The following is a 13,457-nucleotide window of genomic DNA, read 5'->3' on the forward strand; positions in this document are numbered from 1 at the left end:
GAGTGGTGAAAATGGCAAAGCCTGTGTCAACAATTCGTGATGTTGAAGGTCAGAATGACGGCAAGAAGGATCATCAGTTGCGAGAACTGGAGAATCTTTTGTCGTCTCACACCGAGGACGTGGAACAATTGTTTCGCGTCGTTCACCTTCTTCAAGAGAAGGGCCTGCTCGACGTTGCTGCAGCCGCATTAGAACAGGGGCAAGACTTGCTGGAAATTCTCGTGCGGCAAGCGAATGGTCCTGGAAGTCTCGGCGGCATTAAAAGTCTAATTGCTGTAGTTCAAGGAATGACAAAATTGGACGCCAGTGTCGTTTCTGCAGTTTTCACAGGCTTGGGGAAAGCGTCTCAAGTCATTGCCGGCGGAGAAGCGGAAGAAATTTCGGGGTTGTGGGATATTGTCCGGGTCATGCGTGATAGTGATGTGACAACCGGTCTCACAGCAATCTTCGCCATCCTGAAGGCAGTGGGGCAGCAACTCAATCCAACTGGTTCCACAGGAGAATCCAGTCAAGACCTGAATTTTTCCTCACCAACAGCAAAGACTGTGTGAGTAGAAAACTTTAGTGAGCCTGTGAGTACCATTTCCGGGTGAATAGGAGTGTGTGCTTTGACAACAACGATTCAATTTGCACAATCAGCATTTTGGCCGGTGGCAGTCGGCTTTTTTGGACTTGGCACAGGATACTTCATTTGGGGCGGCCAGGCATTGTTTGGTTTTCCAAGGTCAAGTGACGAGGTTAACAAAACGATGGGCATGTGGGGCTTTTGGATGCCTGGGTTTATGCAGTTTATCACTGGGGTCTATTTAATGGTGGGTCTGACCTGGTTTGGGGTTTACCAGAAATCCGCTCCGCTGTATATGGCTGCACTGGCTTTTACATCCTATGGGATACATTGGTTTGCGATGGCACACCGACGTTATATTGGCAGCAGCGAAAAACCTGACGCCTGGATGGCAATTCCCTTCTTCTTAATTTCCTTGTTAGGCATGTTGGTGTTTTTCAGTGCGGGAGATCATCCGGTGGGTATATTGTTTTTGGGTCTGGTATTAATCTATCTGTCAGAAATCCCAGCACGCTTCAGCGGTTCCGCAGGGCTTGGCAGGTTGGTCGGTTTTTGGCAGTTTATCACTGGTATTTGGCTGATGTACCTGACCTATGGTGTGACATTCAATACTGCACTAGGTCAACACTGGTGGGTCTGATTCGTCCGTATGGAGAGCAACCAGCGTATGAACTCCATTCAACAATTCATGCAGGAATCGATGGGCCCCGTAGTGCATTCTGCGCAACGGGGTCTTCTGGTGGTAATAGAGGTACTCGCCTCTGACCTTGCATTATTGTGCTAATCTGTACCTTTTGTCATTGTCACTAACGATTTATGATGACACCATTCGATGTGAATACGTAGGGAGAGAATGGAGGATCACGTTAGTGAAAGAGCAAGCGGTAAAAGCACAGTTGTTTCGAGACTTGCATTATGCTGCGTCGCCGCTGGTACTGGCGAACGCCTGGGATGCTGTCACTGCACGCATTTTTGAAGCTGTTGGCTTTCCAGCCATCGCGACGACGAGTGCCGGTATGGCCATGGCACTTGGCTATCCGGACGGCGGGTATTTGCCTTTTGAAGCACTTGTTGCTGCACTTCAGCGAGTTGTTACTAGTGTCCAAGTCCCCGTATCTGCTGACATCGAATCGGGTTATGGCGTGACCCCTGAAGAGACTGCGGACTACGTTGACAAATTGATTGAAACTGGTATTGTCGGCATCAATATTGAAGACTCAGTCGGACACGGAGATGGGGCCTTGTTTCCAGAAGAACTTCAGGCGCAAAGGATTGCTGCAATTCACGAAACATGCCACATTCCCCTGTTTATCAATGCCAGAATCGACAACTTTAAGCACGGAGGGAAAACGGACAAGGAATTGCTTGAAGACGCAATTCGTCGTGCCCAGTTGTATCGACAAGCGGGAGCTGACTGCATCTTTGTCTTTGGTGTCCGCGATTTGGATGTTATTCAAGCCTCGGTGCGACGAATTCCGGGTCCGGTGAACTTCATGGCTGGAAGCGGGATGCCTTCAGTCAATCAGTTGAAAGAAGCAGGCGCTTCCAGAATAAGCATGGGTCCTGCAGCACTCAAGGTCGCAATGGGGTCTGTGAAAAAGGTTGCCACAGACCTCTTCAGCAATGGAACCTATGATAGTTCTCCGCAATCCGAGATGTCATATCAAGAGTTGAACGGCTATTTCCTGTAATGGCAATCACACCGCCGTGACATCAATTGTTGATAATCTCTCCGATTGTTGCAGTAGAAATTGTCTAAATAAGCTGCTTGCTTTTGTTTCGAATTTAGACTTTCTTAACACCAAGGAGAACTTCCTTTTAATTGGAGGATACGAGAGCGGAATGACTTTCATGGTCTTGCACATGAGTTCCTTACGAATGACCCACTTAGACAACAGCGTAATTCCTAATCCGGCTTCCACAGACTCCTTAATCACTTGGTTGCTGCGGTATTCAATGAGCGTTTTTGGACGAAGGTCAAATTGCTGAAATACGTTATCTGTAATCTCGCGAGTGCCGGAGCCCTGTTCTCGAACAATCCAGCACTCGCTTTCAACATCTGCAGTCGACACAGTTTTCTGGGCCGCCAGCGGGTGGTCGATTGATGCAACTACTACCACTGTGTCGTCGGCAAAAGGTGTCACGTCTACGTGTTTCTCCCCGAGTATACCTCCTTCAATAATGCCAACATCTAATTCTCCGCATTCAACCAACTCCACAACTTTTTGTGTGTTCTCAATTGTAATACTTGGTTCTATTCTGGAATAGCGGCCCCGAAAATCTGCGACCACATGTGGTAAAACATACTCTCCAAAGGTGAAACTAGAACCAATCTTCAGAGGTCCTGCTGCCTCTTCCTTTAAATCGCGGATTTGTCGACCCAGTTGCTCGTACAGGCCAAGCATCTCCTTTGCGTAACGATAAAACACTTCACCGGCTGGATTCAATCGAACGTATTTATTGGTTCTGTCCAATAAACTTACATCCATCTTCTGTTCAAGGTTTTGGATGTACTGACTAATCGCAGGTTGACTGATATGGAGTGTCTTTGCAGCGCGTGTAAAGTTTTTTTCTTCCGCCACCGTCACGAATACTTGTAATTGTTGGTCCATGTGATTTGCCTCCATCAAATGAATTCCGATAATGATAATTATATCATTATTGTTATGATTCTAATTATGTATTTTACTTATTTATTAGAAACACATACGATACGTTTGTAGTCAAAACGTTTGTAATCGTGAGGGGGAACCACGGAAATGCGCATTGTGAGACAGTTTGGCCCGAATTGGTTTACAACCATCATGGGTGTAGGAATTGTAGCAGGACTCACATACTCCTCCCCTTTTCCAATTCCATTTCAGCATCAAATTGGACTGTTTTTATTTGGCTTGTTGAACTTGATTTTTATCGTTGCTGTATTGCTCTGGATGTTCCGGTGGATATTTCATTTGGATGAGGCCGTAAATGACTTTCGTTATCCGGAGAAGGCTTTGTTTTACGGTGCATTCGCAATGGGAATTAATGTAGTTGGGAACGACTACTTTGTTATTGGTACGCATTTTTTGAATCGATACCTGGCAACAGACATCAGCAAGGTCATCTGGGTCATCGGAACTATCGCAGCGATATTCACGGTCATTGTCGTACCGTATCTGCTGTTTGCCGAACACAAAGTGGATCAGCGTGACGCTCTAGCCACCTGGTTGATTCCGGTTGTCCCGCCAATTGTCGCCGCTGATACAGGAACAAACCTGATTCCTCTGTGGGGAGGTCCCAATACACAATTCACCGTTACGGTTGTTATTTTAGCCATGCTTGGTGTGACATTTTTTCTGTTCATTATGGTAAGCGGACTTGTCTACTCGCGGCTGGTGTATCACCGACGTCTGAGCGGACACGCCGCTCCCAGTCTTTGGGTTGAAATTGGTCCCATTGGTATGTCGATGGGGACATTTAGTACACTGCCACTCACAACACATCAGATCTTAGGGCACTATGGGAACGCACTTCACGCCTTTGCTGTCATACTTTCAATGGTACTTTGGGGAATCGGCATCTGGTGGATTAGCATTTCCTCCATGTATACGCTCCTGCATCTTAGTCGACGGGGTGAAGGTCTGCCGTTTCATATGGGCTGGTGGAGCTATGTGTTCCCAATCGGCAGCTTTACCAGCGGCACATATGCGCTGAATCAGTTGGTGCAGTACCCGTTTTTTACAATTGCAGGATTTGTACAACTCGTAGTGCTTTGGACATGCTTTACCGTCGTATTTGTGCGAACTGGTATGGGAGTGTGGAAAGGCAGCTTAATTCAATGGCGGAGAATTCACGTTCAAGGAAGCATCCAAAGGGCACAAAAGCCAGCATAATTGAAGCAAAGCCTCTGTCCTTCAAAGCAGGGTACTCAATATACAATTGAACGTTGTTGTGTTATCACTAAGTCAAGCACAGATTTACCTTAGACCACTCTACTTAGAACATTTGATAAAACAACACGCCGTTGCTGTGTTGTGCGAGGAGCGAATTTTTTGGCTGACGAAATGACATTGTTGGATGCTTTTAAACAGACGAAATTTCAGGTAGTAGGCCATGGTCCAAGAAACGTGCAGGTTCTCAAAGACGCGTTGGCCGACACAGACGGAGATTTGGAAAGCGATATGTATGGCAAGGGGAAAGTTATTGAAGATTTTCAGAACAAAATGGCGGCGTATTTGGGGATGGAGGAAGCGATTTTCTTTCCCAGCGGGACGATGGCACAACAGATTGCTCTGAGAATTTGGTGCGATCAAACGGAGATTTACAAAGTCGCCTATCACCCATTATGCCACTTGGAAATCCATGAACAAGATGGATTAAAGCGGCTGCACAACATTCAGCCAGTGTTGCTGGCAGAGGAGGACAGAATCATCGAACTGGAGGATGTGCTGAACGTCCAAGAGGACATATCCTGTTTGCTGCTTGAACTTCCTCAACGTGAGATTGGAGGACAGCTTCCGGACTACGCCACACTTGAGGCGATTTCACAGCACTGCAGGGAACACGGCATCAAACTGCACTTGGATGGTGCTAGACTGTTTGAAGTGCTTCCTTACTACGGTACAACAGCAGAGGAAATTTGCCGCCTGTTTGATAGTGTCTATGTTTCCTTGTACAAGGGGATTGGGGGAGTGGCAGGAGCCATTCTGGCAGGAAATCCGGACTTTATTGCGGAGTCCGTCATATGGAAACGGCGCTACGGAGGAGACCTAATTAGTCTGTACCCTTACATCATTGCGGACGATTGGTACCTGAGCAAGAGGTTAGACAAGATGGGGCAGTATTATAAGGATGCTAGAGAACTAGCGGAATACTATAATCGTTGTTCCGGAATCTCTACCGTCCCGAGCGTGCCCGTTAGCAACATGTTTCATGTTCAGGTTGAACTTCCCAAGGATGAGTTTGAGCGCATACTCCTTGAGATGTACGAAAATACAGGTATTGGACTTACAGGAAGTATTCGGGAAATAAGCGATGTGCGTTGCTATTTTGAAGTGAGCATCGGAGATCAATATGAAAAGGTTCCGAAGGAGGCATTGGGTAAAGCGTTTGATTTTCTAGGTTCAAGAATGCTGGCAGTCCAGTAACACTGAGGAGAATCATTACCAAGAATTATCATTGTGAACACGCTCAAGACGTATCAGTCGGCGAGAAGGCAAAAATGCAGTCTACTGAAACACCCGATACTAGTCAACACTCAAATAGGAAGAACGCAAAGCGGGTTTCATAGCTATCATTGGATGGCGTATTGAATTTCCCGCTCATGTCATATCCGAGAACCACTGTTCCGTCATATAATGGCGGTGGAGGTGATAGATGTGCCAATTCTAAACTATGGTGTTGTTTGTGGCCGAGTTGTTCGTTATAGTCCAGGGTCTGACAGTTTCTCTCACTTTCAAATCATACTAGTGGATGACAGTCATACTGAATATCAGGTAGACGTAAATGTCCGTTCGAAGGATGGTTCCGAGGTGCTGTATTTCTCGACTGATAATTTCACGAGGGATTTAATACAGGATTGGAAGGGCCTATCTACGGGTTTTACGCCGCTGCAAAGCAATGCCGACAGCGGTGCACTAGATTATCTCCGGGAAGACCTATTTGCGGTTGAGTCAATGCAACCATTGCCTATGAAAGGCCCCGCAAATGACGCGCTGAATGCATATCTTGGGCAGGCCATTAAAAAGGCGTACGACGAGAATGGGTTGGTCTATGCCTTTGGGCAGCACTTTCGTGATAGAGGACACAGTGCACGCCATGACAAGAGATTTCACGAACCCAGTCGAGGCATACACGACATTCATATGAATCAAGGAAATCTTTCTCGGTATGAGAAGGAAAACGGGCCCTACCAAGACGGCGGCCTGTTCGTTGAAGATAAGAGCCGCGGACAGTGGACCGCCATTTTTCTGGCTTTTCAAACGCAGTCATTTCGTACGGATGCGTCTGGAGACCCAACCGGACCAACGTGGGCGTCAGAGCACGGCGGCGAAGTGAGATAGAGCAAGAGGGGGACTAGTCCACTCCTCTCACTATAAGCACGGAGTTACATGTGGCTGGACCGCAACAGATTTGATCTGTTGCGGTCTTTTTTCAATGCAGCCAAGACCTTCTACACTACCATGGGACAGTGTCAAGCAAAAGAAAATGACTCACAGAGGGCTGAGATTTGTTTATAATAGCAGTATCGTATCTATGAATCTATCAAACTCGCCTGAAGAGCGTAATTTATAAACCTGAAGTGAAGAACAAGGGAAAACAGGAGGATATGTGCTTGGGTTGGACTGACACGACATCACATGCTGAGACAGAAGACACTGCCAATTATCTATCTCGTAGACGAAAGCCGAAACGGCCAAGAAGTGTTCGTTGGATTTTAGTTGCCGGCACTGTCGTGGTTCTTGCTGCAGCAGCAGTCTATTTTGTGTTTTTTCGGGCTTATGATAATGGGCCAAGGCCGGTAGAGGTCGATGGTCAAAACGTTCAGCACATAGACGGCTTTCAGGTGCACGCGAAGACGTTTGTGTCCCGTTCTCAGGCTGCAGCCTTTTTAAAACGCATTGGTGACGAAAAAACACTCGTGTCCACAACCACGAAATCCTTTCGAGGGCAGTCCTACATTCGCGCTGCAGGGCTTGTTGAGGCTCTGAATAGAAGCGGCGACAAAACTAGATTTTCCAAAGGAAAATTCACTGTCAAGTTGAAGACGGGTCAACACTACAGTTATGACTTAAAAGGAAATCAGATTCGTCAACAAGAAGTCAGAGTGAATGGGAAGTTGGCTGCCAGATTTCTGGACGTGTATCATAATGAAGCCCCATACATTCCAGCGCAAACAGCAGCACACATTCTGTCTCAAGCCGGGTTAAAGAGTTCATGGGACGGTCGCCAGATGCACATTTCCCTTACAAAAGCACCTCAGTTGACACCTGTTCCAAAGTCTTCTTACGACAAAGTCATTGCCTTCGGACAGGGAAGCGCAATTTACGTACCCAGCTACGCTTGGCGAAGCATCGACTACATTCCGCTGTACAGCCTGGACACGGTGCTCCACCAGTTGGGCCTTGATGCTTCGGTATCTTCGTGGCGCTGGAATGTCTCTTCCGGAAATGGGTCCACGATTGCGGCAGTGGCGAAAGCGTCCTCGGGGGCAGGGGACACAGGCATAGCTGCTGACAGCAACAGCAACTCTAATCCATCGGGTACCGTTCATCCCCTGAATCTGACGACCCATCGACACCGCCAAGTATTGGCCTTTGTTCCTTTCTATTCAGGAAATACGGCTGATTTCAAGGATGCTTTGGGGTACCATTCATCCTATAACGCGCTTGCAGAGGACATCTGGACGATTGATGCATCCGGAGATTTGACTGGAGCAGCCCCGGCAGGGACAACTGTCCAGGCAAGTTCTGCTGGATACTCCGTTTACGCAATGATCACCAACTTGACCACCAAGGGTTTTAGCGCCACTGAAATGACAGCGGTACTCAGCAACTCCGTCAATCGCACTCGATTGCACAATCAATTGCTAAAGCTAGTTCAGTCCAAAGATTACGCTGGTGTTATGCTCGATTTTGAATCTATTCCTCCCAGTAATGAAGCAGCCTACAGCCGGTTCGTCTCCAGTTTGGCTGCTGCCTTACACGCCGAAGGGAAACGTCTTGAAGTAGCAGTTCCTGCTTTGACAGGCGCATCGCAATCCGGATTGAACGGTGCTTATAACTTGGCAAAGATAGGACAAGCGGCAGATGAAGTGGTAGTGATGGCCTATGACTACTCCTATTTCGGCGGACCGGCGGGCCCCATTGCTCCGATTCCCTGGGTGCAACAGGTACTTGCGTATACCATATCCGAGATACCTTCCTCGAAGGTAGTTTTAGGACTTGATGCATACGGTTATGACTGGAGCGGTAAACATACCACAGCTGTCAGCCTGAAGAATGTCAGTTCATTTGTGAAAAAACGGCATATTCAGCCGCAATGGAACAAGTCTGCAGAAGCACCATGGTTTCAGTGGACAGATAGTAAGGGGAATGTCCACACTGTGTATTACGAAAATGGTAAAAGCACCTCAGCCAAACTAGATCTCGCGTCGACCTACGGAGCAGGCGGTGTGGCGGTGTGGCGCGCGGGACTAGAAGACAACGCCGTGTTGAACGCACTTGCCAAGTACAAGTAAGAGGCACTTGCTGACGCCTTCGAGATAGACTTGGCGGGTTCTGTCAGCGGATTGACTTCACATAGGAGTCAATTCGAACCAAGGCCGTCTCAAGTCTGTCTACAGAGGTGGCATATGAACAACGGACAAATCCTTCTCCCGCATTGCCGAAAACGTTACCAGGCACGACTGCTACTCTGGCTTCTCGAAGCAGCCCTTCAGCAAATTCTTCAGACGTCAGCCCCGTCGCCCGTATATCTGCGAACGCGTAAAACGCCCCGCCGGGATTGTGGCAGGGAAGCCCGATTTCACGCAACCCGTCAACTATCAGATGCCTTCTCTGGTCATACTTCTCAACCATTCGGTGTACTTCAGGGAGTCCGTTCTTCAGCGCTTCCAAGGCAGCCATTTGGACCATTACGGGCGCACAGAGAATCGTGTACTGGTGAATCTTTAGCATGGCGTCGAGAATTTCCTTCGGTGCTGCCGCATAGCCCAGGCGCCAGCCGGTCATGGCAAAAGCCTTTGACATCCCGTTGATGACAATTGTTCGTTCTCGCATACCGGGAAGCGAAGCGATACTGCAGTGGTGACCGCTGTATGTAAGTTCGGCGTAGATTTCATCTGAAATGACAAAGATGTTGTTTTTCCTGATGACTTTTGCAATGTCGATGAGTCTATCTCGAGACATGACGGCACCTGTTGGATTGTTGGGGAAGGACAATATCACGGCTTTAGTGCGGGATGAAATACTATTTTCGAGTAAATCTGCAGTAAGCTGAAAATTGTCTTCTGTTTTCGTCTCAACTGCAGTAACCTGCGCGCCAGCCAGCAATGCGCACGGTCGGTAGGATACATAGGCTGGTTCCGGAATAAGCACTTCGTCGCCGGGAGAAATTACGGCACGAAGAGCCACATCGATGGCTTCACTGCCCCCAATAGTCACCAAAATTTCGTCTTCCGGGCTGTAATCTAGATTGAATTTTTTTAAGTACTCAGTAATGGCTTCTCTGAGTTCAAACAAGCCGCGGTTTGACGTATACGATGTATGACCCTGTTCAAGCGCATAGATTGCCGAGTCGCGCACGTGCCAAGGTGTGACGAAGTCTGGTTCACCTACGCCCAAGGAAATCACGTCTTCCATATCGTTGGCTAAGTCGAAAAAACGGCGAATACCAGAGGGAGGAAGATTACGAACGATGGGGGACAAGGTATCATATAAGCTGGTTGCGCTCTTCATGCTGGTCACGGAGAAACCACCAATCGCTTATCGTCGTCACTGTCGTCAAATGTGGATCCGTCAAACTTGTAGGTTTTCAAGAGAAAGTGTGTCGTAGTGGAGTTTACGTTTTCTATGGTAGCAAGTTTTTCAGACACGAATCGAGCAACCTCATGCAGATTGCGCCCTTCAACTGTGACCTGAAAGTCATAAGTTCCAGACATCAGATTCATACTTTTTACTTCCGGATATTCGTAGATCCGCTTCGCAATGGCATCGAATCCAACATCGCGCTGCGGCGTCACGGTAACATCGATGACAGCCAGGACGTGGTGTCGGGAAGTCTTGTCCCAATTTATCACCGCTGAATACCGTGAAATTGTATTACTTTCTTCCAGTTCGGAGATGGTTTGCGCAACTACTTCAGGGGTCGAGTTCAACACTTTGGCTATGGTATCCACAGATATGCGGGAATTTTCGTGCAATAAGTGCAATATCTCAAGTTGCTGGTCATCAGATAGCAATCGCTTGCGCCTCCTTAGATGTTCTTTGCAAACCAGTATACTTCATCTGCCAGCCAAGTGGATACCCATTTTGTTAGCGGCTTGGGGTCGGAGCGGCGACCTCAGATAGAGGATGCTTTGGGTTTGCTTTTATTTATCCAAAGCAAAAGACAGTGCCCAGCGGCGCTTGGCACTGTCCCTAGTCAGAGAATAAAAGAGGGATAGGAGTGAACAAAAGAGTTATCTGAACCTCGAAGCATGCTTTAGTGAGATGCTTTGTTTCGGTTTGATCCAGGCAGCTCTACCTCAAGCTTAAAGAGTCTGGCACAGCCCTTTCGTACATACGGAATGACCCAGTAGTCTCCGCCAAATTTGCCTGCATTGAACCCGGCAACAATAACAAAGATGCCAAGGAGGACCAGCAAGGGATTTACCGAGACGACCCCTGCCATCATGTAAGAGAAATTCATCACCAGGCCGAAGAACATTGCAGCAGTTGTCAAGACACCTGTGATGAGGCCGATACCAACCAGAAACTCACCCCAGGGGACGATAAAATTGAATAAACCCGCGTTTGGCAGCGCAAAGTGCTGAAGAAATGAGTGGTACACGGGATATTGCAGCGCTGTCTTGCTATGTGCTTGCATGACGGGATTCTTTACAGCATTGGCGAGAAAGCCGTTTGCGGAAAATCCCCCAGTAAGTTTATCCCATCCGGCTGTGAGAAAGTGCCAGCCGACATATACCCGAAGAACCGTTAGAACGGCGGCTGCCCAGACATTTTTGCGGAGAAAATTAGTAAAGAACATAAGACCATCTCCTCTGTATTCCTTAAGTACGATACAGTTGGTAAGCTCTTGCTGTATCTCTATTATGATTCGTATTCCGTGAAGATAGCAGACCAAGACGGACTGTTCTGCGATTCAAAGTGAACTAAGTACTTATTCAACAAGGGATGACATCGGTCCAGGTTCATTTGAGGGACAGGGGGGCGATGAATGTACTCGTTTCTACCAGTTGCTGTGCAAAAGGTTTTACCGGTGGACTAGTTCGTATTGCGTATGTGGTCTAGTAACTGTTCTCACTCATTGTACGAATGGGTCAAATTGTGATAAGAAGTAACTTGGCATAAGTTTGGGGCACCCGTTGTGCCCCTCGCAGCGTCGAGGGACACATGGTGCAGGCTTACATTACTCTTGCACTTGTTGTTGCATCACTGTTTTGTGCAACGGAAGGAGCAGAATGGAGGCTAGCGTCATAATGGCCGTCACACCGACCACCAGAAACACCGTATGCAGCGAATGTGACAGAATACCTTGCACTTCGTGAATCACGCTGGTTGAAACGTGCACATGCACAGCTCCCGGGCTAAGCAGTCTGTCGAACTGTTTCGGAGGACCGGCAGCGCCAAACTGGGCTTTCACAAAATGGCTCACGGAATGATTAAACCATGTTCCATAGATGGCCACGCCCATAGTTTGTCCCAACGTCCTCATAAACGTGTTGGAAGCCGTTGCAGCGCCTCGCATACGCCATGGCACGGAAGCCTGAATGAGAACGGTGAACGGGGTCATAGAGAATCCCATGCCAAGTCCAATAATTACCATGATGGCAATTAGGTACCAATAGGGAGCCGCCACACCCATGGTTGCCAGCCACAGGCAGCCCACTGTGATGAGCACGCCGCCTAAGACAGCCGTAAGTTTGGATCCAGCCTTATACATTAAACGCCCGCCTATGGTTGCCGCCAAGGGCCAACCGATGGACATCGGCATTAACGTAAGGCCGGAACTTGTGGCACTATGACCCAAAATAGATTGAATCCACATGGGAAGATAGACCTGAGTGGCAATCAGGACTGCGCTTGCCAGGAAGCTTGCCAAATTCGAAACTGCGATAATACGCATCTTAAACAGCGACAACGGGAGAATTGGTTCTCGCGCTCTGCTCTCCACAACAAAGAACAAAATCAAGCCCAGCACGGCTGCTGCAAATAAACCGAAGACTGTGGGTGATGTCCACGCGTAGTGCGGTTTTCCGCCGTTAAGCAATGCGTACAGAAGGGACGAAATGGACACTGTAAACAGTGCAGCTCCAAGGTAATCCACTTTGTGTTGCCGACGCTCGAAGGTTTCATGAAGATACATCCACACCAGTGTCAATGAAATAATGCCAATCGGCACATTGATGTAAAAGATCCATCGCCACGAACCATAGTCAACAAAGAAACCGCCGAGTAACGGTCCTAAGATTCCAGCAATCCCCCAAACCGAACTGAATAGCCCTTGCATTCTTCCGCGTTCTTCGCCTGAAAACAAGTCGCCAATAATCGTAAACGTAATTGGCATCACCGCACCGGCACCGATACCCTGAAGCGCCCTGAAGAAAATCAACTGCATCATGGTCTGCGATAATCCGGAGAGCATGGACCCCACTAAAAAAATAATCACGCCCACCGTAAAGACAATTTTTCGTCCATACAGGTCAGCCAGTTTTCCATAAATGGGGGTTGTAACGGATGTGGTCAATGTATAAATTGCAAAAACCCAGCTAAATAAATTGATGCCGCTTAAATCCGCGACAATTCGCGGCATGGCCGTACTCACAACCGTCACGTCTATGGCGACCAACAGCACGGCAACCATCATAGCGATGGTGACCATACGCCGGTTTGTAAGGTGACTCATGTTGCTGCATTCCTCCGTTTCTGCTTAGATTAAACTGTACCTATGAAAATAAGGTTGAGACCGTCTTTTCTATGATGGCACGAAGATGGCACGAAGATGGCACGAAAAGTCGAACCAAGAATAGCACCACGAAAATGGCACTCAAACATTATATCGCTCAATTGCTGACTGTCGATAGTACTTTGTCAATGTTCCACTCGAATTAGAAATTGGCGGCTCTGTATTGCTGAAAAAAAGCTTGTTCGAAGGTATGTATTTGACTTATATTTGACGTTGCATATTTAAC

General features: G+C 47.8%; 12 protein-coding genes. 7 read left to right on the top strand and 5 right to left on the bottom strand.

Going from position 1 to position 13,457, the window contains the following annotated elements; all coding sequences use genetic code 11:
- Nucleotides 1–11 precede the first annotated feature (11 nt).
- From GI364_RS09695 to GI364_RS09705, 3 genes are all read left to right on the top strand, one after another.
- The gene (locus tag GI364_RS09695; protein WP_198853389.1) at nt 12–551 is read left to right on the top strand and encodes a helical membrane plugin domain-containing protein; all 540 of its coding nucleotides are present in this window, start codon (nt 12–14) and stop codon (nt 549–551) included.
- A gap of 57 nt (nt 552–608) precedes the next feature.
- Entirely contained in the window at nt 609–1,205 is a 597-nt protein-coding gene (locus GI364_RS09700) for a hypothetical protein (protein WP_198853390.1), read from the top strand.
- 229 nt (nt 1,206–1,434) lie between these two features.
- The gene (locus GI364_RS09705) at nt 1,435–2,256 is read left to right on the top strand and encodes an isocitrate lyase/PEP mutase family protein (protein WP_198853391.1); all 822 of its coding nucleotides are present in this window, start codon (nt 1,435–1,437) and stop codon (nt 2,254–2,256) included.
- A 6-nt stretch (nt 2,257–2,262) separates the two neighbouring features.
- On the opposite strand, the gene GI364_RS09710 is transcribed toward GI364_RS09705, so the two are convergent.
- Entirely contained in the window at nt 2,263–3,177 is a 915-nt protein-coding gene (locus tag GI364_RS09710; RefSeq protein ID WP_198853392.1) for a LysR family transcriptional regulator, read from the bottom strand.
- Nucleotides 3,178–3,324: 147 nt separating this feature from the next.
- On the opposite strand from GI364_RS09710, the gene GI364_RS09715 reads away from it, so the two are divergent.
- The 4 genes from GI364_RS09715 (at nt 3,325) to GI364_RS09730 (ending at nt 8,783) form a co-directional block, all read left to right on the top strand.
- Nucleotides 3,325–4,437, top strand: a complete 1,113-nt coding sequence (locus GI364_RS09715) for a TDT family transporter (protein WP_198853393.1) — start codon at nt 3,325–3,327, stop codon at nt 4,435–4,437.
- Nucleotides 4,438–4,596: 159 nt separating this feature from the next.
- A complete protein-coding gene (locus GI364_RS09720; RefSeq protein ID WP_198853394.1) occupies nt 4,597–5,691 on the top strand; it encodes a threonine aldolase family protein in 1,095 nt (364 codons plus the stop codon).
- A 231-nt stretch (nt 5,692–5,922) separates the two neighbouring features.
- Nucleotides 5,923–6,606 (top strand): YukJ family protein, encoded by a 684-nt coding sequence (locus GI364_RS09725; protein ID WP_198853395.1) that lies wholly within the window; start codon nt 5,923–5,925, stop codon nt 6,604–6,606.
- Nucleotides 6,607–6,878: 272 nt separating this feature from the next.
- Nucleotides 6,879–8,783 carry a glycosyl hydrolase family 18 protein gene (locus GI364_RS09730; protein ID WP_198853396.1) on the top strand — a complete coding sequence of 635 codons (1,905 nt, stop codon included), beginning with the start codon at nt 6,879–6,881 and terminating at the stop codon, nt 8,781–8,783.
- 43 nt (nt 8,784–8,826) lie between these two features.
- Here GI364_RS09730 and GI364_RS09735 read toward each other — a convergent pair whose 3' ends face one another.
- From GI364_RS09735 to GI364_RS09750, 4 genes are all read right to left on the bottom strand, one after another.
- Entirely contained in the window at nt 8,827–10,002 is a 1,176-nt protein-coding gene (locus GI364_RS09735; RefSeq protein WP_233096162.1) for an aminotransferase class I/II-fold pyridoxal phosphate-dependent enzyme, read from the bottom strand.
- Nucleotides 10,003–10,007: 5 nt separating this feature from the next.
- Nucleotides 10,008–10,505, bottom strand: coding sequence for an Lrp/AsnC family transcriptional regulator (locus GI364_RS09740; RefSeq protein ID WP_198853397.1), 498 nt, complete (start codon nt 10,503–10,505; stop codon nt 10,008–10,010).
- A gap of 242 nt (nt 10,506–10,747) precedes the next feature.
- Nucleotides 10,748–11,293, bottom strand: coding sequence for a DoxX family protein (locus GI364_RS09745; RefSeq protein ID WP_198853398.1), 546 nt, complete (start codon nt 11,291–11,293; stop codon nt 10,748–10,750).
- 381 nt (nt 11,294–11,674) lie between these two features.
- Nucleotides 11,675–13,171: an MDR family MFS transporter gene (locus tag GI364_RS09750; RefSeq protein WP_233096083.1), complete on the bottom strand. Its 1,497-nt coding sequence runs from the start codon at nt 13,169–13,171 to the stop codon at nt 11,675–11,677.
- Between the last annotated feature and the right edge of the window lie 286 nt (nt 13,172–13,457).

Origin of the sequence: Alicyclobacillus sp. SO9 (assembly GCF_016406125.1) — a bacterium.
Lineage (GTDB): Bacteria > Bacillota > Bacilli > Alicyclobacillales > Alicyclobacillaceae > SO9.